Below are 24,467 nucleotides of genomic sequence, written 5' to 3'. Positions count from 1 at the left end.
ACCACCGAATGCGTATCTTAGGGCCTTCAAACCCCATAAACTGCCTCGATGGAAGATACGGCTTCCCCAGTAACCCCGGCCGGCGAAACAGTTTTTCACCCGACAGAAAAACCGGAAGCCCGAGCGGGAATCCCTATCATTTTTATCCATCAGAATTACAGTCCCTATCTGGAGTTCACCCTCCGGCAGGCCGTCCATACCAACCCCGACAGTCCGGTATATCTGCTCGGCGACCCGGCCAACAACCGGTTTCCTTTCCTGATCCACAAGCAGATCAATGAGCTGAAAAGCGCGGATGCACAACGGTTTCAGGAGGTCTACCGGCACCAGTCGCCGAACGGCTATGCGTATGAGCTGTTCTGTTTCATTCGGTGGTTTCTGGTGAAGGAACTAATGCAGCAGCAGGGCTATCGGGAGGTTTTCGTGGCCGACTCGGACGTGATGATCTTTTCGAACCTGACCCGGTATTCCGGTGAAACCGGCTTGAATACGTACCTGGCGGGATTCAACCTGGGTGCGGATTTTCAGTGGGTGGCCTCCGCGTCCGGGCATTCCTCGTACTGGACGCGGGAGGGCATCGACCGGTTCTGTGCATTGGCGATCCAGCTGTACACCGAACCGCGCCTGATGGCGTTCATGGAAAAGATCAGACTGGGAAAAATTGAGAAGAACGACCAGGCCGGTTTTTCCGACATGACGGCGCTGTATGTCTATTATGAGGAATACGGCACCCGGGTCCGGAACCTCTCGCAGGCTCGGGAAGGCTCAGCCTTCGACCATAACATCTGTATGTCCACGAATTTCCGGATCGACGAATACGAGTTTGAAGCCGGCCGGAAAAAAGTGGTGATGCGTGAGGGTCGGCCGATAGCCAGAAACCGCCTTTTAAATCAGGACATTTTGCTGCATACGCTGCATTTTCAGGGGAACAGCAAAAACGTCGTTCACCGGTACTATACGGGAAAGGGGTTGTTGGGAAGCCGGCTTTTCAGGGAATTGCGGTATCAGGCTTCGCTGGTGTACCGGAAGGTGAAAGGCCGGTAGGGGTGGCACCTTTACTGGTCGAACGGGAGGTTGACGGTATCGCGCCAGTAGGTGGTTACTTCGCCGACCATCCGGATCAGCTCGTTGAACTGCATCGGTTTGACCAGATAGGAATTGGCGCCCAAACGGTAGGCTTTCTCGACCTCCTGCCGGGAAGAGGTCAGAATCAGAACCGGAATATTTTTCAACTGGTTGTCCGCCCGAATGGCCTGAAGGGTTTCCAGTCCGTTCCGAAGCGGCATATTGATGTCAAGGATGATCAGCGAAGGAAGGGGATTGACGGGCAGGGGGCCGACACAGCTCCGGAGATATTCGATGGCCTGGTCTCCGTCCTCGACAAAGCGTCCGCAGTCAAAAAGGCCATTTTGCAGAAAGGCCTCTTCGAGCAAAAGCCGATCTTCCTCATCGTCATCTGCCACTAAAATCGTAAAGGGTCTATTTGGCAACATAGGCAATGAGCCGGCTTTTTAACGCGGCCGAAATAAGTGATTGAAGATAATAGATTTGTACTGGATTACCAATTTAACCGATCATATTTTCGTTAAAAAGGGCATCCAGCGCCGTTTTACCCAGAATGATGGCCCAGTTCTCCGTATTCTCATTCCGCTTCCTGCGATGGATCGTACCCGGCCTGTGGCTGGGTTTATTTTCGGCAACGGCGCAGACGCTGCCCCTGCTCGACCAGAACCCTCCAAACCTCCGGTGGGACCAGCTCCGCACACCGCACTTTCGGGTCATTTTTCCCCGCGGATTTGAAGGCCCTGCCCAGCAAACCGCCCGGAGGCTCGAACAGGTGTACGAGCCGGTGAGCGCCGGACTGGAACGCCGGCCCCGTCCGTTATCGGTGATCCTCCAGAACCAGACCACCGTCAGCAACGGTTTTGTAACCCTGCTGCCCCGGCGGTCGGAGTTCTTCGCCATTCCGCCCCAGGACCCCTTCGTGGCGGGTAACCTCGCCTGGCTCGATCTGCTGGCGATTCATGAATTCCGGCATGTGGTTCAATACGATAAAGCCCTTCAGGGCTTCTCGAACGTGGTTTACTCGGTATTCGGGAACTCGGCCCTGGCCGCCCTGACATTGGGTGTACCCGGCTGGTTCTGGGAAGGCGATGCCGTCGGCACCGAAACCGCTCTGACCACCGGAGGACGCGGCCGCATCCCAAATTTCGACCTATCCTGGCGGGCCAACCTGCTGGCCGGCCGGCAGTTTACCTATGCGAAAGCCGTGTCCGGTTCCTATCGACATAATGTTCCCAATGAGTATGTTTTAGGATATTTTCTCACTTCCTATCTGAAACGGACTTATGGAGCAGAGGCATGGAGCGGGGTTCTGAACCGGTATTACCGCTTTCCGCTCTATCCGTTTGCCTTCTCCAACAGCCTGAAACGGACGGCCCGCGCCTTCCGGAAAGAAAATTCGGCCGGGAAAACGCAGCGGATGCGGGTGGAAGACCTGTACCGGCAGACGATGCATGAGATTGGGAGGGAATGGCAGGGCCGGCAATCCGCCCTCCGCGTGACCGATGCCACCGATTATCCCGTTTCCGCTTCCGAAAGAGTATACACCAATTACCGTTACCCGCAGTATGTTTCGGAAAACCGGATTCTGGCGATCAAATCCGGTCTGGGTGACATCAGCCGGCTTGTGCTTCTGGACCGTGAGGGGAAGGAAAAGAAGGTATTTGTGCAGGGACTATTCAATAATCCGGAAATGCTGTCGGCCGGCGGAGGAAAAGTTTGCTGGACCGAAAATCTCTACGACCCACGTTTCGGACAACGGATTTATTCGGATATAAAAGTACTCGACCTCAAAACCGGGAGGCTTACGTACCTGAAGCGCCGGACCCGCTTTTCGGTGGCGTCCCTTTCCCCGGACGGAAGCCGGATTGCCGCCGTCCGGAATGACGAACAGTACCGTACCCGGCTGGTCGTTCTGGACGCCCGGACCGGGGCCGAAATCCGGACGTTCGACAATCCCGAAAATGGCTTTTATCTCCATCCGCGCTGGCGGGATGATAACCGGACGATCGTGGCGGTGGTTCGCCGGACCGGGGGAAAAACGCTCCAGATGCTGGACGCCCAGGACGGCACCCGACGGGATCTGATACCGGTCACCCCGGAAAACCTCAGCCACCCGCAGCCCTGGCGGCAGTATGTATTTTATAACTCTCCCCATTCCGGCATCGACAATATTTATGCCCTGGATACCGAAACCGGAAAGCGGTTCCAGGTGACCTCGCGACCGCTGGGAGCCTACCACGCGACCCTTTCGCCGGAAGGCAGAAAACTTGGGTTTCATGATTTCCGGGCCAACGGGTACCGCGTTTCCGAAATGCCCCTCGACCCGTCGACCTGGGTTCCGGTGGAGAAAGTGAAGGATGAGGCCCTCCGGTATTTTGAGCCGTACGCCCGGCAGGAGCCCGGGGCGGCCCAGGTCCGGGCGGCTCTGGCCGATTCGGTGCCGGCAACGCCCGGATATCCCGTCGAACGATTCAGCCGGCTGAAAAACGCGCTGAACGTCTATAGCTGGGGGCCGATTGCCTCTTCGAGCGGTCAGAACCTGACGCTCGGCCTGCTCTCGCAGGACCTTCTGAGCACGACCCAGTTCGAACTGGGCCTGGCCTATGATCAGGCGGAAAGGGCAGCGGGATACTACGCCAACCTAAGCTACCAGGGCCTGTTCCCGATAATCGATCTCGGTTTTCAGGGTGGCCGCCGGAATACCTCGCTGTACGTCGACCGCCGGACCCCGCTCGACTCCCTCCGGAGCGACCGCTGGCATTATGACCAGTTTACGGCCGGGCTGCGTCTGCCTCTTCAGCTGACCCGGTCCAGATACCTGCAAAGCCTTTCGCTCTCCGCGTATTATAACTACATCCAGGTGAGCGGGTATGATCTGCCGGCCCGCCCGATCACGGAGGTGGGTTTCGGGGGAAGCCTGAGCGCCATGAGCTATGGTCTGACCTATGCCCGCACGCTGAGGCAGGCCAAACGGGATGTGGCTCCCCGGTGGGGGCAGACGTTCCAGGCCAACTGGCGGCATACGCCATTCGGGGGCGCCCTGACCGGGAACCAGTGGGCCGCTCAGGGTAGCCTGTTCTTTCCGGGCCTGGGAAAACACCATTCCCTGCGGTTTCGGGGAGGCTACCAGCAGCAGGAGCAGGATTCGTATCGCTTCAGTCCGATCGTCTTTTTTCCGCGAGGGGCCTCCTATACCAGCTTCGACCGGTTAGGCACCGCCAGTGTGGAATACCGCTTGCCGCTGGTTGACCCGGATCTGACGCTCGGCCGGTGGCTGTACATCCAGCGAATCCGGGCCACCGGTTTTTATGATGCCGCGCAGGGCGAAAGCCGCCTTCGGACCCAGGGGCGGGAAGTTCTGGTGCGGGATACATTCAATACCGCCGGCTTCGATGTGTCATTCATCTTCAACTTCATGCGGCTTTCCACCCCCTTTGAACTTGGGGTCCGTACGACCTACAATATCAACACCGGCCAATGGCAGGTGCAGCCGCTGGTCGTGGAGATAGGATTCTAAGTGCAGGGGTTTGGGGGGTTAGGCGTTGGGGAGTTGAGGGGTTTGAACGTAGCCTTGAACACCCCGACTCCTAAACCCCCAAACTCCCAAACATCCCCAATTTACGGATAGATCTCCCGGCGGGCGGATTTGAGGGTATTCTGCATCAGGGAGGAGATGGTCATCAGGCCGACCCCGCCGGGAACCGGGGTGATATAGGCGGCTTTGGGGGCCACTTCGTCGAATTTGACGTCTCCTTTCAGGGCGAAACCGCTTTTTTTCGAGGGATCCGGTACTTTCTCCAGGCCGACGTCGATCACCACGGCGCCTTCCTTCACCATGCCGGCGGTGATGAACTCCGGGCGGCCGAGGGCGGCAATCAGAATATCGGCGGTCCGGCAGATGTCGGCGAGGTTGCGGGTTTTGCTGTGGGTGAGGGTAACGGTGCAGTTGCCGGGGTAGGTGTTGCGCTGCATCAGAATGCTCATGGGCAGACCCACGATCTGGCTGCGGCCCACTACGACGCAGTGTTTCCCGGACGTTTCGATCTCATACCGCTTCAGCATTTCCAGGATGCCCTGCGGGGTAGCTGAAATGTAGGCGGGCAGGCCTTTCGCCATCCGGCCGATGTTGGTCGGGTGGAAGCCGTCCACGTCCTTGGCCGGATGGATGGTTTCCATCACCTTGTCGGCGGAAATATGTTCGGGGAGGGGGAGCTGAACGATCAGTCCGTCCATATCGGGATTGTCGTTCACTTCCCGGACTTTGTCCAGAAGTTCCTGCTCGGAAACCGTTTCGTCGAACCGGAAAAGAGTCGATTTCATACCGACTTCTTCACAGTTTTTCATTTTACTGGCCACGTAGGTTTCACTGCGCCCGGCCGACCCGACCAGAATCGCGACGAGATGGGGAATTTTACCGCCGGCGGCTTTGATTTCGGCCACTTCGGCCGCGATTTCCTGTTTGATCTGCTGAGAGAGAAATTTACCGTCGAGGAGTTGCATAGGGAAAGGCTCCGCTCAAATTGGTGAACTGCAAAGGTAGGCGATTTAAGCCAATCAAACCGGCCGGCAGCGGCCTGAGAATGAAAACTCCGGTGGGAATTCCGGAGAAATTTTTCTATTTTTGTTGATATCACCCTGTCAATGAAGGACTTCCAAATCGATCATTTCACTCGATGAAGCGATACCGCTCTGTGTTTCAATTGCTTTGCCTCCTCCTGGTCGGGTGGATTGCGGGCCTGTGCGCCCGGCAGTCCTGTGATCATTTCCGGGAAGCGGTAAAAAAAATTGAAACGCCGGCAACCGTATCCCACGATCCTTCAGCCGACCTGAGTGACGGGCAGGCCGTCCGGTTATCGCTGGAGGCCGTCGTGACTCCTTCACTGACCTATCACGTTCCGCTTTCCGTATATGTTATGGCTACCGTGATGTGGGTGGCCGTCCGTACGGAAAAGCTGATCCGTCGAACCGAAATCTTCTATTTCTTCTTCTCTTTTTTCCGAAGGATTTTCGGACACCATATCGCCATCAACGCACCGTAAGGATTTGATTCATTCGGCAAATCCCGGTATCCTGTTTCCGCTCGCCTTGTTTTTGGTTGAAAGCTTTCTCAACTGATCCCATTGTGCAGACCGGGTTTCAGATTTCTGTACCCATCCGGTAAAGTTCCGGCCAGAGCGGTAAATTATTGTTTCTTCATTTATCCACCATCAACCGAATGAACCTCACGATGAAAAACCGTATCTCCACGATACAGACCACCGTCCTTTTTCGGGAAGGTAAAGAAATTGGATTGATCCTGCTGGGAGTTCTGAGCGCCGGAATGGGGCTGAAAGGATTTCTGCTGCCGAATAATTTTCTGGACGGCGGAGCCATGGGGATTTCCCTGCTGCTGGAAATTGAAACCGGTATTGACCTGGCCATACTGGTCGTCCTCATCAACCTGCCGTTTATCTGGATGGGTTACCGGCAGCTGTCCTGGCGGTTTGCGGTGAAAACCCTGTTTGCCATCTGCGCCCTGGCTTTATGTCTGACCTTTATTCCCTATCCGGTCGTCACAACCGATAAACTGCTGATTGCCGTCTTCGGCGGCTTTTTCCTCGGGGCCGGAATCGGGCTGACCATCCGGGGCGGGGCGGTGCTGGACGGAACGGAAGTGCTGGCGGTGTTTGTCAGTCGGCGCGGACCCATGTCGGTGGGTGACGTCATCATGATGATTAACACCCTGATTTTCGGGTCGGCGGCCCTTCTGATCAATATTGAAACCGCCTTATATGCCATGCTGACCTACCTGGCTGCTTCCAAAACCGTCGATTTTTTGATTCACGGGATCGAGGGATACATCGCGGTCATGATCGTTTCCGACCACCACGAGGAAGTTCGACAGATGATAACCGAGGAACTGGGCCGGGGTGTTACCGTCCTTAAAGGGGAGAAAGGGTACGGGAAACGCGGTTTACGGGAAAACGACATCAATATCCTGTATGCGGTCGTTACCCGCCTGGAAATTACGCGCCTGAAAGACAAGCTGATGGAGGTGGACGAAAAAGCCTTCGTCATCGAACATTCCATCGCCGACGTCCGGGGCGGCATGATCAAAATGCGGCCATTACATTAGGCGGAAAACAAACGCCGGAGATTTCAGTGGTCAGGTGCCGGCGGAAGCGATCAGTTGTTCGGCCAGCCGGGTCAGGCCGGTGGTCGCGGCTTCCGGGATAAAAGTGAGGTTTTTGCGGGTCCGGATTTCAGGAACGTTCGGGTCGATGACGTAGACCGGAACGCCCGGCCGGACAAAATCCACCAGACCGGCCGCCGGATAAACGACCAGCGAAGTGCCAACCACGATGAACAGGTCAGCCTGATAGGTAATCTCGATGGCGGTTTCCATCATCGGTACCGCTTCGCCGAACCAGACGATGTGGGGCCGCAGCTGGGAGCCTTTTTCACAAAGATCACCCCGTTTGAGTTCCCAGCCTTCGATGGAATACACCAGATGTTCATCGACGGTGCTGCGGGATTTGAACAGCTCTCCGTGGAGGTGCAGAACGTTCGACGACCCGGCTTTTTCATGCAGGTCGTCGACGTTTTGCGTAATGATAGTCACGTCGAAATAATCCTCCAGCCGTTTGAGAGCCAGGTGTCCGGCGTTGGGCAGGGCGTCCTGCGCCTGTTTCCGGCGGAGATTGTAAAACTCCAGCACCAGATCGGGGTCCCGCTGCCAGGCTTCGGGCGTGGCCACGTCCTCGATCCGGTGGTTTTCCCAGAGGCCGTTCGAGTCGCGAAAGGTCCGTAAACCGCTTTCCGCACTGATTCCCGCGCCGGATAATACGACGATCTTTTTCATCTTATTTTTTGCGGGCCACCGCTTTTTTGGCCGGTGTCGCCCGTTTGGCCGGAGCCTTGTCTTCGGCCGCCGGTTCCCCGGCCAGGCGCAGACAGTCTTCGAGCGTCAGAGCCGCGGGGTCCTGGTCTTTCGGGATTTTCACATTCCGCTTCCCGATGGAGATGTAAGGGCCATACATGCCCTTCACGACTTTCACCGACGGGTTCTCCGGAAATTCCCGGATGAATTTGTTGGTTTCCGTTTCCCGCTTCTGCCGGATGAGTTCCACCGCCCGCTCCAGGGTGAGGGAGCCGATGGTCTCGCCTTTCGGCAGGGAAATGTATTTATCGTCGTGTTTGATATAGGGTCCGAAACGCCCTTTGCCGGTCGAAACGGGTTTGCCTTCGAATTCGCCGAGCGCTTCACCGGCGGTTTCGGCCCGCTTTTGCTGAATCAGTTCAATGGCCCGTTCGGGCAGGATCGTATACGGGTCGTCTTCTTTCCCCAGCGAAACATATTTGTCGTCGTGTTTGACATACGGCCCGAACTTGCCGATCCCGATGGTCATCGATTTGTCCTCGAAGAAACCGACTTCTCTCGGAAGAGAAAACAGGTCGAGGGCTTCCTCCAGGGAAATCGTTTCGATCAGCTGGTCTTTCCGGAGGTTGGCAAACTGCGGCTTTTCATCGTCGGTGGCTTCCCCGATCTGCACGAAAGCGCCATAGCGGCCCAGTTTCGCGTAGACGTTCTTGCCCGTCCGGGGGTCGATGCCCAGCTCGCGGCTGCCGGTTTTGGAGGCCGTCAGGGCCGAACCCTGCACCGTTTCGACATTCTGGTGAAAACCGCCGTAGAAGTTGCGGATCATCTCCTGCCAGCCGATGCGGCCGTTGGCAATTTCATCAAAATCCTTTTCGACGGTGGCGGTGAACTGGTAGTCGACGATGTCCGGAAAATATTCGACCAGGAAGTCGTTGACGACCATTCCCATGTTGGTCGGAAACAGCTTGGCTTTTTCCGATCCGAAGTTCTCTTTTCCGTTCTTTTCGCTGATCTCCCGGTTTTTCAGGGTCAATTCCTTAAACGCCCGTTCCTGGCCGGGCCGGTCTTCCTTGACGACATACTGCCGCTTGACAATCGTGGAGATGGTCGGAGCGTAGGTCGACGGCCGGCCGATGCCCATTTCCTCCAGTTTCTTTACCAGACTGGCTTCCGTGTAGCGGGGGGCCGGACGGGTAAACTTTTCGGTGGCCTTCATCGTGTCCAGGTGGAGGACCTGGCCGATGGTCAGGGGGGGCAGCATCCCTTTGTTTTCCTCGTCTTCATCGTCGGTCGACTCCATATACACCTTCAGAAAGCCGTCGAACCGGATCACTTCGCCCTGGGCGATCAGCTCCTCCGGAGTGGTCGAGATACCGATGGTGGCTGTGGTCCGTTCGAGCTGGGCTTCCGCCATCTGGGAGGCAATGGCCCGTTTCCAGATCAGTTCATAGAGCCGCTGCTCGTTCCGGTCACCGCTAGCTTTTTTGGCCGAAAAGTCGGTCGGGCGGATGGCTTCGTGGGCTTCCTGCGCCGACTCCGATTTGGTTTTATATTGGCGTGTATGCACATATCGCTCGCCGAATTCCGCCAAAATCGCATCCTTGGCTTTATTGATGGCTTCCTGCGAAAGGTTGGTCGAGTCGGTCCGCATGTAGGAGATTTTCCCGGCCTCATATAGCTTCTGGGCCAGCGTCATGGTTTGGGAAACCGAGAACGACAGCTTCCGGGATGCTTCCTGCTGAAGCGTGGAGGTGGTAAACGGCGGTGCGGGTGTTTTTTTGGCCGGTTTGGTCTCCAGGTTCCTGATGGTGAAGATGGCATTCCGGCATTTTTCCAGGAAAGCCCGGGCTTCATCGGCCGTCGGGAAGTTCTTCGGCAGTTCGGCATTCAACACCTTGCCGCCGTCCACGATGAATTGCGCCGTTACCTTGTAACTGGATTTGGCTTTGTGCCCGTCGATTTCGCGCTCGCGCTCCACGATGAGCCGCACCGCGACCGACTGCACCCGGCCCGCCGAAAGGGCCGACGAGCTGCCGGACTTTATTTTTTTCCAGAGCACCGGAGACAGTTCAAAACCGACGAGACGGTCGAGCACGCGCCGGGCCTGCTGCGCATTGACCAGGTCGATGTCGATCCGGCGGGGAGAGTCGATGGCGTTCAGAATGGCATTCTTGGTGATTTCCCGAAAAACGATCCGCTTGGTATCGTCGCGAAGGCCCAGGGCTTCCTTCAGGTGCCAGGAAATGGCTTCGCCTTCACGATCGTCGTCAGTCGCCAGCCAGACCTCCTCGGCGGTTTTGGCAAGCTTCTTCAATTCATTGATAACCTGCCGTTTATCGGGCGTGATTTCGTAAACGGGACGAAAGCCATTCTGGATGTCGATGGCCATATCGTCCTTGGGCAGGTCACGGACGTGGCCGTAACTCGACTTAACGACGAAATCTTTACCCAGATACCCTTCAATGGTTTTCGCCTTCGCGGGCGATTCCACGATAACCAGGTTTTTAGACATATGGATTCAGGTTGAAGTTGTAAAGTTTCCCCTCATTCAAGCGTTCCCGGCATTCGGATATGCGTGTCCTGCGGGTCAAATATAGACGCAAAACCCGTAAAATCTGCAAGTCTGACGTAGGGAACGACCGGATGGGCAGGTAATAATCGTAATTGAATAACGATTTGTACGGGCGGTTCGTTCAGAAAAGAAAAGCGGTTTTTTGTGGTTACGGTATGGTTAAATTGAGTAACCTTGAAGGAATTTTCAGGGTTTTTTGGCGGTTCCCGGGTGCAAATGAGCCGTCGCCATTTTCCATTTCCATCCGTGATGCTTTTACTTTTCCTGTGGGCCTTAGCGACCTACGGTTGTTTTACCTACGGTTTCCTGTTTTATAAGACAACGGGGCTCTGGCGTTTCCGCGAACCCGCCGAACCGGTCCAGGGCAGCGACTTCGTACTGGCCGGCCTTTGCCTCCTGGTGGCCTATGTCCAGATTGCTTCCCTGTTTTTTCCCGCCAACTCTAATTTGACGGCGGTCTGGCTGGCGGGCGCCGTGCTGATCACCTTCCGGTATTCGGACCAGGTCCGAACTTACGGCCGCCAGTTTTTTCAGAAACAGCGGCTGGTACCGGTTTTCGGCCTGCTCGTGCTGACGGTCCTGCTTTATTCCACCCTAAGCCCGGCCAACGCCGACAGCGGGCTGTATCATCTGCCCTCGATCCGGTGGTACGAACGGTTTCGGGTCGTTCCGGGGCTGGGAAATCTGCACGGCCGGCTGGCCTTCAACTCCAGTTTTTTCGTGGCTTCGGCCGCCTTCGGTCTGACTGACCTGGTGGGTCAGACCCTGTTTCCGCTGAACGGCTTCGTGTTCCTGCTGGTAAGCTGGCGCCTGCTGAATCAGGCCCATTCGAGAGGACCCTACCGCTGGCCGGCTTTTGCGATCCTGCTGCTGATCCTGTATTATCTGATCCGGCAGGTATATTCCCCGACCCCTGACCTGTGGGCCACCCTGCTTCCGGTCGCTGTTTTTCTGATCTGGCTGGAAATCAAACCGGTTTTTTCATTCCGTCTGGTGCTGCTGGTCATGCTGGTGAGCCTGAGCCTTACCGTCAAACTGGCCACGATTCCGGTGGCGCTGAGTCTGGTGACGGTAGCCTGGGCGGTGCGACGCAAACTGACCGCGGGGCAGTGGGGGCTTCTGGGGAGCATCGGCCTGTGCCTGGTAGTGCCCTGGCTGGTCCGGAACGTCATCCTGTCGGGCTATCTATTGTATCCGTACCCCGCCCTCGACCTGTTTTCGTTCGACTGGAAAATCCCCGCCGACCGGGTGCAGTTTGAGAAGGATTTTGTGGCTTTCTGGGCCAAGTTCCGGATTCATGAAGCTTATTATCAGCCGGATCTGCTGAATACGCCGGCCACCGAATGGATACCGCGATGGCTGTTTCATCCGGAACATTATGCCCTCAACAAGCCGATCTGGGCACTGGCGGTCGTTTCGCCGGTCGTGGCGGTCTCTCACTTTTTCAGCCCGCGACGGAAAGCCGCCTTTCGGCCCCTCAATCTGCCGTATGGGGTGGCGCTGGCGGGTTTCCTGTTCTGGTTTCTTTCGGCTCCCGAATTCCGGTTCGGATACGCTTTCATCTGGTTGACGGCCCTGCTGCCCTGGCAGCCGGTGGTGTCCGGCCCGGTTCGCGGACGGATGGGAAACAGGGTTGTCAACGGCCTGGTGACCGGGGCATCCCTCATTCTGATCGGGTATTTTGGGAATCGATATCTGGTAGGGGAACGATTTCCGGTAGAGCGGTATGCGGTCCTGCCCCGACCGTTGACCTATACGGACAAGGGCACCCGCCAGGCCATGTTCATCGAACGGGAAACCCGGAGCGGGATGCTCGTGCTGACTCCCCGGGCCGCTCCCCTGGAACAAAGCTGTTTCAATGAGGAAATGCCCTGCTCACCCTATTATTATCCGGACCTCGAGATGCGGGGCCGCACCCTGGCCGACGGTTTTCGGAGTTCCCGGCAGCGGGCGTCTCGGAATTTGTAACCAAATTGCGGGACTATATTAATTAATACGGTACCTTTTACAAACTCAAACCCCACTGCGCCCGTTTATCAGCGTATGAAATTATCGATTGTCGTTCCGGCCTTCAATGAGGAGAAAACTATTCGATTGCTGTTGGACCGGGTTTCGGCGGTCAGCCTTCCCTCCGGAATGGACCGGGAAATTCTGGTAATCGACGATGGCTCGACGGACCGGACGCAGGAGGTGGTGGAGGGCTTCCTGGCGGAACAGCCTGAATTTTCCTGCCAGTACGTTCGTCATTCGGTCAATCAGGGGAAAGGGGCGGCCCTCCATACCGGCATCCGGAGGGCCACCGGTGATTTTGTCGTCATTCAGGATGCGGACCTGGAATACGACCCGGCCGAATACGGGCATTTGCTTCAGCCGCTGCTGGCCGGGCGGGCCGACGTCGTCTACGGCTCGCGGTTCATGGGCGGACGGCCGCACCGGGTGCTTTACTTCTGGCATACGGTGGGCAACCGGTTTCTGACCCTGCTATCCAACATGCTCACCGACCTGAACCTGACCGACATGGAAACCTGTTACAAAGTGTTCCGGGCGGAGGTGATCAAAAATATCCATCTCGAAGAAAAGCGGTTCGGTTTTGAACCGGAGGTAACGGCAAAAATGGCGAGGGTGCCCGGCATCCGGATTTACGAGGTCGGCATTGCGTATTACGGCCGGACCTATCAGGAAGGGAAAAAGATCGGCTGGCGGGACGGTCTTCGGGCCATCTACTGCATTCTGAAATACAACCTCCTTCCCGGAAGGCGCCGGGCGGCTTTCCAGCCGGTTTCCCGAAAAGTGCCCGAATCCGTCGATTCCGTCGATTGATCCGGAATACTCTTTGGGAAAAGGCACCGTCAGGTTATTGCCGGTAATGAGAACAAGTCCAAATAATTTCTAAAATCACTGCGGGTTTTACTTTCGACCGAAAATCATCTAATTTTGACCCGCAAACCCGGAAACCGATTTTCAGGTAGCCGATGTTATCCTTTCAGATACATCGTTCTGTTCACTGCTTAAATTCCTTCAGTCTATGGCTTTTGATTTTGACATGATTCAACGTGTTTACACCGAACTCGGTGAGCGCGTCGAAGCAGCCCGTCAGGCCGTGGGTCGCCCGCTCACCCTTTCGGAAAAAATCCTATACGCACACCTCAGCGCCGGCAAGGCCGAAAAGGCCTTCAACCGGGGTAAAGATTACGTCGATTTCGCGCCGGACCGGGTGGCCATGCAGGACGCCACGGCCCAGATGGCCCTCCTGCAGTTCATGCAGGCCGGTAAACCGAAGGCCGCCGTTCCCTCCACCGTACACTGCGACCACCTGATTCAGGCCGAGGTCGGTGCGGAAAAGGACCTTGAAAACGCCAACAACAAGAACCGGGAGGTGTACGACTTCCTTTCTTCCATTTCCAATAAATACGGGATCGGCTTCTGGAAACCCGGCGCCGGGATCATCCATCAGGTCGTGCTGGAAAACTATGCGTTTCCGGGCGGAATGATGATCGGAACGGACTCCCACACGCCGAACGCCGGCGGTCTGGGCATGATCGCCATCGGGGTCGGCGGGGCGGATGCCTGCGACGTGATGGCCGGTTTGCCCTGGGAACTGAAAATGCCGAAACTGATCGGGGTGAAGCTGGTCGGGAAACTGTCGGGCTGGGCCTCCGCCAAGGATGTGATCCTGCGCGTGGCCGGCATCCTGACCGTGAAAGGCGGAACGGGCTGTATCGTCGAGTACTTCGGCGAGGGCGCCGAAAGCCTGTCGGCCACCGGAAAGGCCACCATCTGCAACATGGGCGCCGAAATTGGGGCAACCACCTCCATTTTCGGCTATGACGGAAAAATGGCCGATTACCTCCGCTCGACCAGCCGCGCCGACATCGCCGGTGCCGCCGACGCCGTCAGACAGCACCTTCGCGCCGATGAGGAAGTATACGCCGATCCGGCTACCTACTACGACCAGCTGATCGAGATCAACCTGTCCGAACTGGAGCCGCACATCAACGGCCCGTATACCCCGGATCTGGCCTGGCCGCTGTCCAAATTTGCCCAGGCGGTGAAGGAAAACGGCTGGCCCGAAAAACTCGATGTGGGTCTGATCGGTTCCTGTACGAACTCCTCCTACGAAGACCTGACCCGGGCGGCCTCCGTCGCCGAACAGGCCATTTCCAAGAATCTGAAAACGCATTCCGAGTATACCGTAACGCCGGGTTCCGAACTGGTTCGCTTCACGACCGAACGCGACGGTCTGCTGGATACCTTCGAGAAGATCGGCGGGGTGGTGCTCGCCAACGCCTGCGGACCCTGTATCGGGCAGTGGGCGCGGCACATCGACGACCCGAACCGGAAAAACTCCATCATCACCTCGTTCAACCGGAATTTTGCCAAGCGGAACGACGGTCTGGCGGCAACCCACGCCTTCGTGGCCTCGCCCGAACTGGTGACGGCCATGGCCATTGCCGGCAGCCTGACCTTCAACCCGATGACCGACAAGCTGAAAAACGAATCCGGCGAGGAGGTGATGCTCGATGAACCGAAAGGCATCGAACTGCCGATCCGCGGTTTCGCCGTGGAAGACGCCGGTTATCAGGCTCCGGCCGAAGACGGCAGCGGGGTGCAGGTGATCGTCAGTCCGACTTCGGACCGTCTTCAGCTGCTCGCACCGTTCCCGGCCTGGGAGGGTACCGACCTGACCGGCCTCAAGGTGCTGATCAAGGCGAAAGGCAAGTGTACGACCGACCACATTTCGATGGCGGGTCCGTGGCTGAAATACCGTGGTCACCTGGACAATATTTCCAACAACATGCTGATCGGCGCGGTCAACTTCTACAACGAGAAGACCAACAGCGTGAAGAACCAGCTGACGGGTGAGTATGCGGAGGTTCCGGCTACGGCCCGGGCCTACAAGGCTTCCGGTATCGGTTCCATCGTGATCGGCGACGAAAACTACGGGGAGGGCTCGTCCCGCGAACATGCCGCCATGGAACCGCGCCACCTCGGCGTTCGGGCCATCCTGGTGAAATCGTTCGCCCGGATTCACGAGACCAACCTGAAAAAACAGGGTATGCTCGCGCTCACCTTCGCCGACCCGGACGATTACGACGATATCCGGGAAGACGATACCCTCGACATCCTCGGGTTGACGGACTTCACACCGGGCGTTCCGCTGAAAATCCGGCTGAACCATGCCGACGGTACCCAGGAGGAGTTTCAGGTGAACCATACCTACAACCAGACGCAGATCGAATGGTTCAAGGCCGGATCGGCGCTGAACCTGATTAAGCAGAAGGAAAACGCCTGACCCTGAGAGGCTTCAGATAAGCCGCTTTCAGGCAGATCCCCATATCCGGCCCCCGATGAGCAGTCGTCGGGGGCTTTTTTTGGACCGGCCCGGGCGATACCGGCGGCTAAAACTCTTTACCGGAGATTGGCCGGATTTCGATACCTTTGACCTCTGATTCTAACGTAATTCGGCCGGTTCTATGTCTCTTGAAGTTTGGAAGCCCATGTTTGGTGGTATGGTGCTTTCCATCCTGATGCTGAACGTAATCCAGTGGGTGATCTACCGGGAGAGGATTTACGGGCTTTACACTCTTTACATGCTGACTTGGCTGGCGTATTTCGGCTTTCGGCTGAAGGAAGTGAACGACCTGTTTTCGGATAACGACTGGTATTTCGTCCGGACCGGGGCACCGATGATTGCCTATTTCATCTACTTCGATTTCGCCGATGCCTTCATCGGCCTGCGGCAGCGTATCCCAGGACTTTTCCGGCTTTTTCAATACACCAAGGGTCTTATTGTGGCCTTCCTGCTCCTGCACCTCTGGATCTGTTACCTGGCAAACGACTGGTATCCCGGCCTTTACCACGGCTCCCATACCGTCATGCGGCTGGCCATCGTGGTCATTGCCCTGTACGGCATTTACCGAATCCTGCAACTGAAAGACCCGGTCGTTCGCTATTTTATTTCGGGGACGGCCTTTCTGCTGGCCGGCGGGGTGACTTCCATGGTCATGACGTTCGTCGGCTACAACTTCGACAACCCGGTCACACTCTGGGAAGCCCCGCTGACCTATTTTCAGTTCGGGATCATTCTGGAACTGGTCTGTTTCTCCCTCGGACTGGGAATCCGGCAGCGCCGGGCGGCCGTCAAGACCGCCGTCATGGAGCAGCGGCTGGCCCGCCAGCGTGAACAGCACCACCGCAAACAACTGGAGGCCGAGCTTTCGGTTCAGCAGCTGCGGCAGGAAATGTCCGAAGTGCAGATGCGGGCCCTCCAGGCACAGCTGAATCCCCACTTCCTGTTCAATTCCCTCAATTCGCTTTCCTCCCTGATTACCGACGAACCCCGAAAAGCGGAACAGTTCGTCGACGAAATGGCCAGTGTCTACCGGTATCTCCTGCAGAACAACGACAATGAACTGACGACCCTGAGCCGCGAGCTGACCTTTATCCATTCCTATTATCACCTCCTCCAAACCCGCTACGGCCGGGGCATCGGCCTGGAAATCGACGTCGACGAGCTGTACCTGAACTACCGGCTGCCGCCCCTGACGCTGCAGCTCCTGCTGGAAAATGCCGTCAAGCACAACATCGTCTCCGGTGATCAGCCCCTGAAGATCCGGATCTCCACCTCCGGCCAGGGCTGGCTGACGGTTCGCAACAACCTCCAGCGGAAGCCGTTAGACCGGGTCAAGAGCACGAAAAAGGGACTGCTCAACATCCTCACCAAATACCAGCTCCTTGGTATGCCGGCTCCCACCTTTCAGGAAACGGCGGAGGATTTCGTCGTTTCGCTGCCCCTGATCCGTTTCGAAAAGTAAGCAGGCAACGCAGCCCGCGGGCGGCCTGGGAACGGCCGGGGCCGATTCATGACGGCCTTTTTCCGTTTCACCGGATTTCTGATTGAAGAAACCGCCCCTGTACCTGAATTTTACGGCATCGGACAACAAATACGAAACCATGAAATTCACTGAAAGGGCAGCAGGTCAAACATCGGCAATCGGACGGGAGGCCGGTTCTGGGGACTTCGACGGTAGGACAACCCGACCGGAGGACGTTCCCGGAAGTAAAGCGTCGCCGGCTTCCGCTCAAACCCCTGCCCAACGGACCGGTTCCTGCTTCGGCTGCCCGAACCGGGCCTTCTGTAATCTGTCCAGAACCGCTATCTAACCTGAACAAAACCAATGAACCGGTTTACCATCATCGGGGGCGGCATCGCCGGACTGACCACGGCCATCGCCCTGGGCCGGCTGGGATACCGGCCCGTCATTTTCGAAGCTGCCCCGGCCCTGAAGCCGCTGGGCGCCGGCCTGGCCCTGGCCGCCAATGCCATCAAGGCATTTCAGAAAATCGGTATTTCCGATACCATCATTCGGACCGGGCGGCTCCTCGATGCGTTCAGCATTCTGGACGAGCAGGGCAGGGTGCTGACCCGAACCGACAGCCGGGCGGTCAGCCGAAAGTTCGGCACCGACAACTTTACCATTCACCGGTCGGTATTGCACCAGGCGTTGCTCAGTTACCTGAACGACAGCCAGATCATTCTGGGGAAACGGGCCATCGGCGCCGAGCAGACCCCGGATGGCGTCCTGGTACGGTTCGACGACGGCACTTTTCATCAGACTGATCACCTGCTGGTGGCCGACGGGATCCATTCCCCGATCCGGCAGCAGCTGCTGCCGGATTCCATGCCCCGGTTTGCGGGGTATACGTGCTGGCGGGCCGTGATCGACGGGTCCGGTCTGGATCTGAAAGAAGCCTCCGAAACCTGGGGCCGTCGCGGCCGGGTGGGTCTGGTGCCGCTGGCCGACCAGAAGCTCTACTGGTTCGCCTGTGTCAATGCCCCCGCCAAAGACCCTCGTTTCCGCCGGTTTTCGGTCGAAGACCTTCGCAGACAGTTTGAGGGGTACCACGATCCGATTCCGCAGGTCCTGGCCCGGACCCGCAATGAGAACCTGCTCTGGAACGACATCATGGACCTGAAGCCGCTGCGTCGCTATGCCTTCGGAAACCTGCTGCTGATGGGGGATGCGGCCCATGCCACGACGCCGAATATGGGCCAGGGAGCCTGCCAGGCCATCGAGGATGCGGTCATCCTGGCCGACGAGCTGAGCCGCTCCAAAGACGTTCCGGAAGCCTTCCGTCGATTTGAGCAAAGGCGTTTGAAACGCACCCATTATATCGTGGAAACTTCCCGGCGGATCGGGCAGGTAGCCCAGCTGGAGAGCCCGGTGCTGGCCGGGCTGCGGAACCGCCTGTTCCGGCTCCTGCCGGCCGGAATGAACGAACGTCGGCTGGAAACCTTGTACCAGGTAGATTTTTAAGTATATTACGGGGAGTTACTTCATTCGCTTCCCCTGTATGAATCGAGTATTGTTCAATATTGAACGCGTCATCAAACCCACCATCGAAGAAAAGAACGCTCTGGAAAGTGCGATCCGGCCCCGGACTCTGCCGGCCGGTGAACTCTATGTCCGGGAAGGTGAGATCTGCCAAACCATCGGCTTCATCGAACGGGGCTGCGGCCGGCTTTTTTACGAAGCCGAAGGCTGGGAGGTTTCGAAGGAATTCGTCTTTGAAAACTCGATCCTGGGGTCGTTCGTCAGCTTTTTCACTCAGCGGCCTTCCCATGTGAATGTCGCTACGCTGGAAGAAACGCAGGTGCTTGAACTGGGCCATGACGAGGTGATGCATCTTTGCCGGACCTACCCGGCCTGGCAGCGCTTCGGCCTCATTCTGCTTCAGGATCAGCTGACCCGGCTCGAACGCCGGGAGGCCACCCTGCTCAAGGACTCCCCCGAGGCCCGGTACCGCCGTTTGCTCCAGGAACATCCGAAAGTACTGAAACGAATCCCGTCGGGCTATGTGGCCAGTTACCTGGGCATTACGGTCGAAACGCTGGCGCTGTACCAGACCACCGAATCAGGAAGGACACCGTAAGGACCATGCAAAAAATGAATGAATATACGTATCTTAGTGGGTTGCTTTTAGTGGAAAGGAACTGTCTGCCGTGAACATCATTGAAAATATTGAGAACGAGGAAGGAATCGTTTACGCTGTCCTGAGTTTTGAACCTTCAGTTAACTATTTGATGATGAGGTGGGTAGGTTTCTGCACGGATGAAGAACTCATCCGGGCGACCCTCCTCATGCTGGAATGGCAGCGAACCGAAGGGCGAAAAAACGATTGCCGGTTTCACGTTCATGACACGAAGGAAATGGACGGCGCCTGGACCGAATCGGTCGAATGGATTGTCAATGAATACTTTCCCCTGGCCTACGAAGCCGGTCTGCGCTATAACATCAGTATTCTTTCTCCCGATCTTTTTTCCAAACTGTCTTCCGAAGCGCTGTACCTGCGGGATAATTCCGTTGTCCCGACCAAACTGTGCGAAACGCTCCCGGAGGCCGAGCGGTTTATTCTCGAAGTAAAAAACAGTGAACGTGGGGCCTGACCGATGATCCATCGACCGGAGACGGTTTGTCGGAAATGCCGTACATGCAATAACCTAAACGCCTGTTCATGATTACCGTTCGTCATTCCGAACTGATCCGATTGCCGTTGGCGGACGTGTACGGTATCCTGGCCTGTTACGATAATGATCTGCTCTGGCGGAGCAACCTCTCCCAAATTAACCAGGATGCTCCCGGTATGGCCCGCACCGGAATGCGGCTGCGGCAGGAGATCCGGCTTTTCGATCAGAGAATCACCGTCCAGGCGGAAGTCACCGCAGCCGCCCCCAACCGCCGGACCGCCTACGTCAGCGTCGACGGCCCGGTGGAACTCTGGGAACAGCGGATTTTTGAACGGGTCGAGAAAGACACCCGCCTGACCTACGAACTGAGCGTCGAACTGAAAGGCTGGCAGCGCCTGATGGCTCCCCTGCTGATCAGCCAGCTGCAGCGCCAGTTCCGCGCGGATCTGCTCCGGCTGAAACAGCTTTTGGAAGAAACGCCCAACCCCGTCATCGAACTGCCCAAACGGCTGGCGGGCGGAGATCCTCCCATTTCCTGACCTCCGGCTGCCCGAGCGCCTGCCGGTAAGCCGGATGACGAGCCAGAATATCCGCCACGAATCGCTCCCCTTCCTTCGACCAGTGTCCGTCACATTCCGGAAAGATCCGGTGAAGATCGCCCTTATACTTTTGAAAGTAGGGGATGAGCGGTATGAACGTGATGCGGTGCCGGCGGCAGAATCCGGCCAGTCGGGGGTCCAGCCGGTTCGGGTGGCCCCGGTGTAGCGTTTCAAGGTCGTACCAGACCGGAATCGACAGCAGGACGATGGTTTTCCCTTGAGCCGATTCCACCAGTTTTTGAAGCGAATAGCACAGATACAGGAACTCCTCCTCACTGAATTTTTCAAACTTCGTAAAGCCGCCCTGTTTCCAAACCTTTTGCGAGGAGAGGGCAACCAACCCTTTAAACACCAGGGAATTATACAGAATATCAGCTTTCAGTTTCTCAATAAGCGAAAGGGAGGCATACAGGGAGTCGATAACCCTTTTTAATTGCGCCGGACTGGTGCAGCCGCCCGCAATGGACTGACCGATGCTGGAAAGCGAATACCGGAGCTGATAGTTCGGGTAGGTTCCGGACCAGTAGGGTCGGTAAATGGGCCATTCGACCAGCTGCGGTTTTCGGTCTTCCCGGTAATCTTCGAAATCATTGGCGGGCAGTAAACCGATGACCACCACCTCATGGTCGAACCGGCAGGCCACGGATCGGTAGGTGAGGAGATAGTTGATCGGACTGGTGCCGTTGATGGCAAAATTCAGATGTTCGGTTTCCAGGCGGTTTTCCAGCAGGTTGGTGACCCGGTCGGACTGAGGAACCAGGTAGCCTTCCAGAAACGAATCGCCGAGGACGACCACCCGTTTGCGGTTTCCTTTCGGGCACTTCAGGGACCGTTCCCGGTCATAGGCGCCAAAGCGATTGGAGGTTTCGATCAGGGTATCCCCGGTGCAGGTGACCCGAGTCCGGCGACGGCAGGGAAGCCGCCACCGGCCCGCAGCCACGCTGAAGTCGCCGGAAAATGGTTCGTCCTGGCGGCAGCGGCTTTCCCGAATGTAAAACCTGCGGAAAAGGGGGGCGGAGCAGGAAAACCAGCCCATCCCATAGGCGAAATATCCACCGAGTTCCAGCAAAAGAACCGTAACGAGGAGGGAAGTGCCGGCCAGAAATCCATTCTGGATAGGCTTGTGGGGTACCGTCATTCCGAGGGCGAGAATAAAAAGGGTCCCGAGACTCCATCCCAGCGCCTGCGCCACATTGACCAGGATGAATCCCTTTAAAATTCCGTCTGCGGAGCCAAACGACTGGTCATACCCGTACAGACCGCCAAAAACCGTTGCCATGAATAGTCCGGTCGCTCCGAAAAACTTAACTACGCGTTTCATAGTTGTACACATTTTAGGAAAGAACCACCTCTCTGCCGACTCATGAAATCGGAAGCGGGAAGGATTCTTTTTTTTCTTCGGACAGAGAAAAATGATTTGTTGAAACAGATGAAATGTCTCCAATGCGATGGAGCGATTAATTCGTCGTTTATATGTCCATTTGGAGTGGGTTATTGAAATTTATTAAATGAAAGAAATGAAAACTTAAACCACCCTTTTTGGAAGGGATAGCCTCAAGTTTACGCAAAAAATGTCAGTACATCAGGCGCAGGGAGGGCGTTTTCCGGGTTGGCGTTGGAGAATCGGAAAGGAGTCGCTGAAACGAAAGTCCCCAAACCGGGACATAAACGGAGCAGATCGATGAATTAAATAGAGCAGAAAGCGTAGGGGAATCGCTTTTAAACAGAACGAGCCGTTATTTAATTTTTTCTTTATTCCTGAACGGAAGGTATCAACAATGGAAGAAAAGATCAGTTTCTTTTGGGACAATATCGACCACTTTTGGGACAGGCAATGGGAGCTTTCGGAAAAGGCAATAAAAACGCCGGCGATGTGATGGTCGCCGGCGCCGAATGCAAAAAGTATCGTATATAAAAACCTATTATTTTCCCATCCATTTCTTGAACTCGGTGGCCCGTTCCCGGCTCACCAGCACCTCATCCTCCGGGTTGGGTTTGAGGGTGAGTTTCAGCTTATTGTTGAAATAGGGGTGGATCTGCTGCACACTGTTGATATCGACGATGAATTGCCGGTTGGCCCGGAAAAACTGCGTCGGATCCAGCATGGCCTCCAGTTCATCGAGGGTATAATCGACCGAGAACTTCTGGTTGTTGCGGGTGCGGAACAGACTGACACCTTCCTCTGAATAGAAATAGGCGATGTCGGCCACTTCCACCGGCATCCACTGCGACAGATGTTTGACCAGAAACCGCTTCCGGTATTCGGCTGGCTGAATCTGCTGGCGGAGTTGCTGCACCAGGGCGTCGATGGCGAGCCGCCCGCCGGTTTCGGTTTCGGGCTGGTTCCGGAACTTCCGGTGTTTTTCCAGGCTGGCTTCCAGCTCATGCCGCTTGATGGGTTTGAGCAGGTAATCGATGCTGTTCACCTTGAAGGCCCGCAGCGCATATTCGTCGTAGGAGGTCGTAAAGATTACCGGTGATTCGACGGCGGTCTGTTCAAAGATTTCGAAACTCTGCCCGTCGGCCAGTTCGATGTCCATCAGGATCAGGTCCGGGGCGGAGTTGGTCTGCAGCCATTGAACCGATGCCCGGACGCTGGCCGCCGTTCCGACGATCCGGATACTGTCGTCCACTTCCTGCAACAGTTTGGTGAGCTTGCGAACCGCCAGTTCTTCGTCTTCAATCACCAGGACATCCATATTATTCAGGTTTCAGGTATGTTTTTTATACTAATTACGTTAAATCCGGGAATCGGCCTATCGGCAGTCGGCTGAAACCGCACAAACCGGGTTTGAACCGGAACGGATCGGCTATGAATTGTAGGCTCAAAACGGGTCACAGGGCGGCTACGCGTTCCTGAATCAACGGCAGCGTAACCACGAAAGCGCCCTCTTTTTCTTCAATTTTCGGGTCCGGCTGGGACAACAGCCGGTATTTGGCTGCAATATTGGACAATCCCATATGGCTCGATTCGACTCGTAAATGTTTCCGCTGAAGCGTATTCCGGACCTGAAGCGTTCCTTCCCGGGCGGCAATGTCGATCTGCAGCGGCTGCTCGGGCAGGATGACGTTATGCTTGACGGCATTTTCCACCAGCATCTGCAGCGTCAGCGGGGGAATCAGCGTGTCCATCGAGCGGTCGTCGACCTCCAGGTTCAGAAACAGCCCCTCCCCGTACCGGGTCTTCAACAGGTAAAAATACGACTGGATAAAGGCCAGTTCGGTCCGGAGACTGGTCAGTTCGCGCTCGTTGCTCTGGAGCAGATACCGGTACACGCTGGCCATGTCGTCGACGAACTCTTCGGCCTGGGCCGGATTCTCGGAGATCAGCGAAGAAAGGGTGTTCAGCGAATTGAACAGAAAGTGCGGGTTAACCTGATTTTTAAGCACTTCGAACTTACCCTGCCACAGCGTCCGGAGCAATTCCTGCTTTTCGGTGGTGGTCTGCTGCCACTGGAGGAAGATATAAACGCCCTCGTAAATACCGATGTAAATGAAATGATAAAAGATCTGGACCCCCACGGTTTCGATGTAATCCAAGATGAACGGATCTTCGCGGGCCGGTTTTGGATTGTTCAGGAGGGGAGACAGCCACTCGTGACCGAAATACCGCAGGAAATAACCGATGTTGACCAGTACGGGAAACGCCAGCGCCAGCAGGAACAGCCGCCGGCGGGTTTGCACCAGGTCCGGATAGCGCCGTTGAATCCTCCGGACCACCCACCGGGTCAGATTCCAGCAAATATATCCGGAAGTGATGGAAACCAGGAGGTACTGAAGCAGATGGCCGGGCGTGAAGCTGATGATGAACTTCAGGCGGAAAAACAGCGAGCCGAAGAGCATCAGAACGATGGGCCCGAAAATGCGAAGGCGGGTGTCCCTAAATGGCTTCATGGCGCTGGG

General features: G+C 56.5%; 19 protein-coding genes. 12 read left to right on the top strand and 7 right to left on the bottom strand.

What is annotated here, in order from left to right:
* The first annotated feature begins 48 nt into the window (after positions 1 to 48).
* Positions 49 to 1,044 (top strand): hypothetical protein, encoded by a 996-nt coding sequence (locus DX909_RS02940; protein ID WP_128543555.1) that lies wholly within the window; start codon positions 49 to 51, stop codon positions 1,042 to 1,044.
* Positions 1,045 to 1,055: 11 nt separating this feature from the next.
* On the opposite strand, the gene DX909_RS02935 is transcribed toward DX909_RS02940, so the two are convergent.
* Entirely contained in the window at positions 1,056 to 1,463 is a 408-nt protein-coding gene (locus DX909_RS02935) for a response regulator (protein ID WP_164851184.1), read from the bottom strand.
* Between the two features lie 158 nt (positions 1,464 to 1,621).
* Between DX909_RS02935 and DX909_RS02930 the strand changes: the two genes are divergently transcribed.
* A complete protein-coding gene (locus DX909_RS02930) occupies positions 1,622 to 4,582 on the top strand; it encodes a TolB-like translocation protein (RefSeq protein WP_229310923.1) in 2,961 nt (986 codons plus the stop codon).
* 101 nt (positions 4,583 to 4,683) lie between these two features.
* Here the strand turns inward: DX909_RS02930 and DX909_RS02925 are convergent, their stop codons facing one another.
* A complete protein-coding gene (locus tag DX909_RS02925) occupies positions 4,684 to 5,565 on the bottom strand; it encodes a bifunctional 5,10-methylenetetrahydrofolate dehydrogenase/5,10-methenyltetrahydrofolate cyclohydrolase (RefSeq protein ID WP_128543553.1) in 882 nt (293 codons plus the stop codon).
* A gap of 173 nt (positions 5,566 to 5,738) precedes the next feature.
* Here DX909_RS02925 and DX909_RS02920 point away from each other — a divergent pair, with 173 nt between their 5' ends.
* Positions 5,739 to 6,104 carry a hypothetical protein gene (locus DX909_RS02920; RefSeq protein ID WP_128543552.1) on the top strand — a complete coding sequence of 122 codons (366 nt, stop codon included), beginning with the start codon at positions 5,739 to 5,741 and terminating at the stop codon, positions 6,102 to 6,104.
* 188 nt (positions 6,105 to 6,292) lie between these two features.
* Entirely contained in the window at positions 6,293 to 7,180 is an 888-nt protein-coding gene (locus DX909_RS02915; protein WP_206512957.1) for a YitT family protein, read from the top strand.
* 30 nt (positions 7,181 to 7,210) lie between these two features.
* On the opposite strand, the gene DX909_RS02910 is transcribed toward DX909_RS02915, so the two are convergent.
* Positions 7,211 to 7,906 (bottom strand): SIR2 family NAD-dependent protein deacylase, encoded by a 696-nt coding sequence (locus tag DX909_RS02910; protein WP_128543550.1) that lies wholly within the window; start codon positions 7,904 to 7,906, stop codon positions 7,211 to 7,213.
* A 1-nt stretch (position 7,907) separates the two neighbouring features.
* Positions 7,908 to 10,436 carry a type I DNA topoisomerase gene (gene topA, locus DX909_RS02905; protein WP_128543549.1) on the bottom strand — a complete coding sequence of 843 codons (2,529 nt, stop codon included), beginning with the start codon at positions 10,434 to 10,436 and terminating at the stop codon, positions 7,908 to 7,910.
* A 309-nt stretch (positions 10,437 to 10,745) separates the two neighbouring features.
* Between topA and DX909_RS02900 the strand changes: the two genes are divergently transcribed.
* The 8 genes from DX909_RS02900 to DX909_RS02865 all read left to right on the top strand — a co-directional run bounded on the left by DX909_RS02900 (position 10,746) and on the right by DX909_RS02865 (position 20,504).
* Positions 10,746 to 12,464 carry an LIC_10190 family membrane protein gene (locus DX909_RS02900; RefSeq protein WP_445479329.1) on the top strand — a complete coding sequence of 573 codons (1,719 nt, stop codon included), beginning with the start codon at positions 10,746 to 10,748 and terminating at the stop codon, positions 12,462 to 12,464.
* Positions 12,465 to 12,539: 75 nt separating this feature from the next.
* Positions 12,540 to 13,316 carry a glycosyltransferase family 2 protein gene (locus DX909_RS02895; RefSeq protein ID WP_128543547.1) on the top strand — a complete coding sequence of 259 codons (777 nt, stop codon included), beginning with the start codon at positions 12,540 to 12,542 and terminating at the stop codon, positions 13,314 to 13,316.
* Positions 13,317 to 13,521: 205 nt separating this feature from the next.
* A complete protein-coding gene (locus tag DX909_RS02890) occupies positions 13,522 to 15,789 on the top strand; it encodes an aconitate hydratase (protein WP_128543546.1) in 2,268 nt (755 codons plus the stop codon).
* 181 nt (positions 15,790 to 15,970) lie between these two features.
* Entirely contained in the window at positions 15,971 to 17,311 is a 1,341-nt protein-coding gene (locus tag DX909_RS02885) for a sensor histidine kinase (RefSeq protein ID WP_128543545.1), read from the top strand.
* Positions 17,312 to 17,674: 363 nt separating this feature from the next.
* On the top strand, positions 17,675 to 18,814 hold the full coding sequence (locus DX909_RS02880) for an FAD-dependent monooxygenase (RefSeq protein WP_128543544.1): 1,140 nt from the start codon (positions 17,675 to 17,677) through the stop codon (positions 18,812 to 18,814).
* Positions 18,815 to 18,851: 37 nt separating this feature from the next.
* A complete protein-coding gene (locus tag DX909_RS02875; RefSeq protein ID WP_128543543.1) occupies positions 18,852 to 19,430 on the top strand; it encodes a Crp/Fnr family transcriptional regulator in 579 nt (192 codons plus the stop codon).
* Between the two features lie 151 nt (positions 19,431 to 19,581).
* Complete coding sequence (locus DX909_RS02870; protein WP_229310922.1) at positions 19,582 to 19,944, top strand: hypothetical protein; 363 nt, start codon at positions 19,582 to 19,584, stop codon at positions 19,942 to 19,944.
* A 68-nt stretch (positions 19,945 to 20,012) separates the two neighbouring features.
* Entirely contained in the window at positions 20,013 to 20,504 is a 492-nt protein-coding gene (locus DX909_RS02865; protein ID WP_128543541.1) for an SRPBCC family protein, read from the top strand.
* Here the strand turns inward: DX909_RS02865 and DX909_RS02860 are convergent.
* The 3 genes from DX909_RS02860 to DX909_RS02850 form a co-directional block, all read right to left on the bottom strand.
* Positions 20,455 to 21,885, bottom strand: a complete 1,431-nt coding sequence (locus DX909_RS02860) for an SGNH/GDSL hydrolase family protein (RefSeq protein WP_128543540.1) — start codon at positions 21,883 to 21,885, stop codon at positions 20,455 to 20,457. The two genes, DX909_RS02865 and DX909_RS02860, sit on opposite strands and share 50 nt — an antisense overlap.
* A 601-nt stretch (positions 21,886 to 22,486) precedes the next feature.
* A complete protein-coding gene (locus DX909_RS02855; RefSeq protein WP_128543539.1) occupies positions 22,487 to 23,263 on the bottom strand; it encodes a LytR/AlgR family response regulator transcription factor in 777 nt (258 codons plus the stop codon).
* A gap of 136 nt (positions 23,264 to 23,399) precedes the next feature.
* Positions 23,400 to 24,458 carry a sensor histidine kinase gene (locus DX909_RS02850; RefSeq protein WP_128543538.1) on the bottom strand — a complete coding sequence of 353 codons (1,059 nt, stop codon included), beginning with the start codon at positions 24,456 to 24,458 and terminating at the stop codon, positions 23,400 to 23,402.
* Positions 24,459 to 24,467 lie beyond the last annotated feature (9 nt).

It is taken from the genome of Larkinella soli (assembly GCF_003703975.1).
Taxonomy (GTDB): domain Bacteria; phylum Bacteroidota; class Bacteroidia; order Cytophagales; family Spirosomataceae; genus Larkinella; species Larkinella soli.
This window is presented reverse-complemented; position numbering and strand designations above follow the sequence as displayed.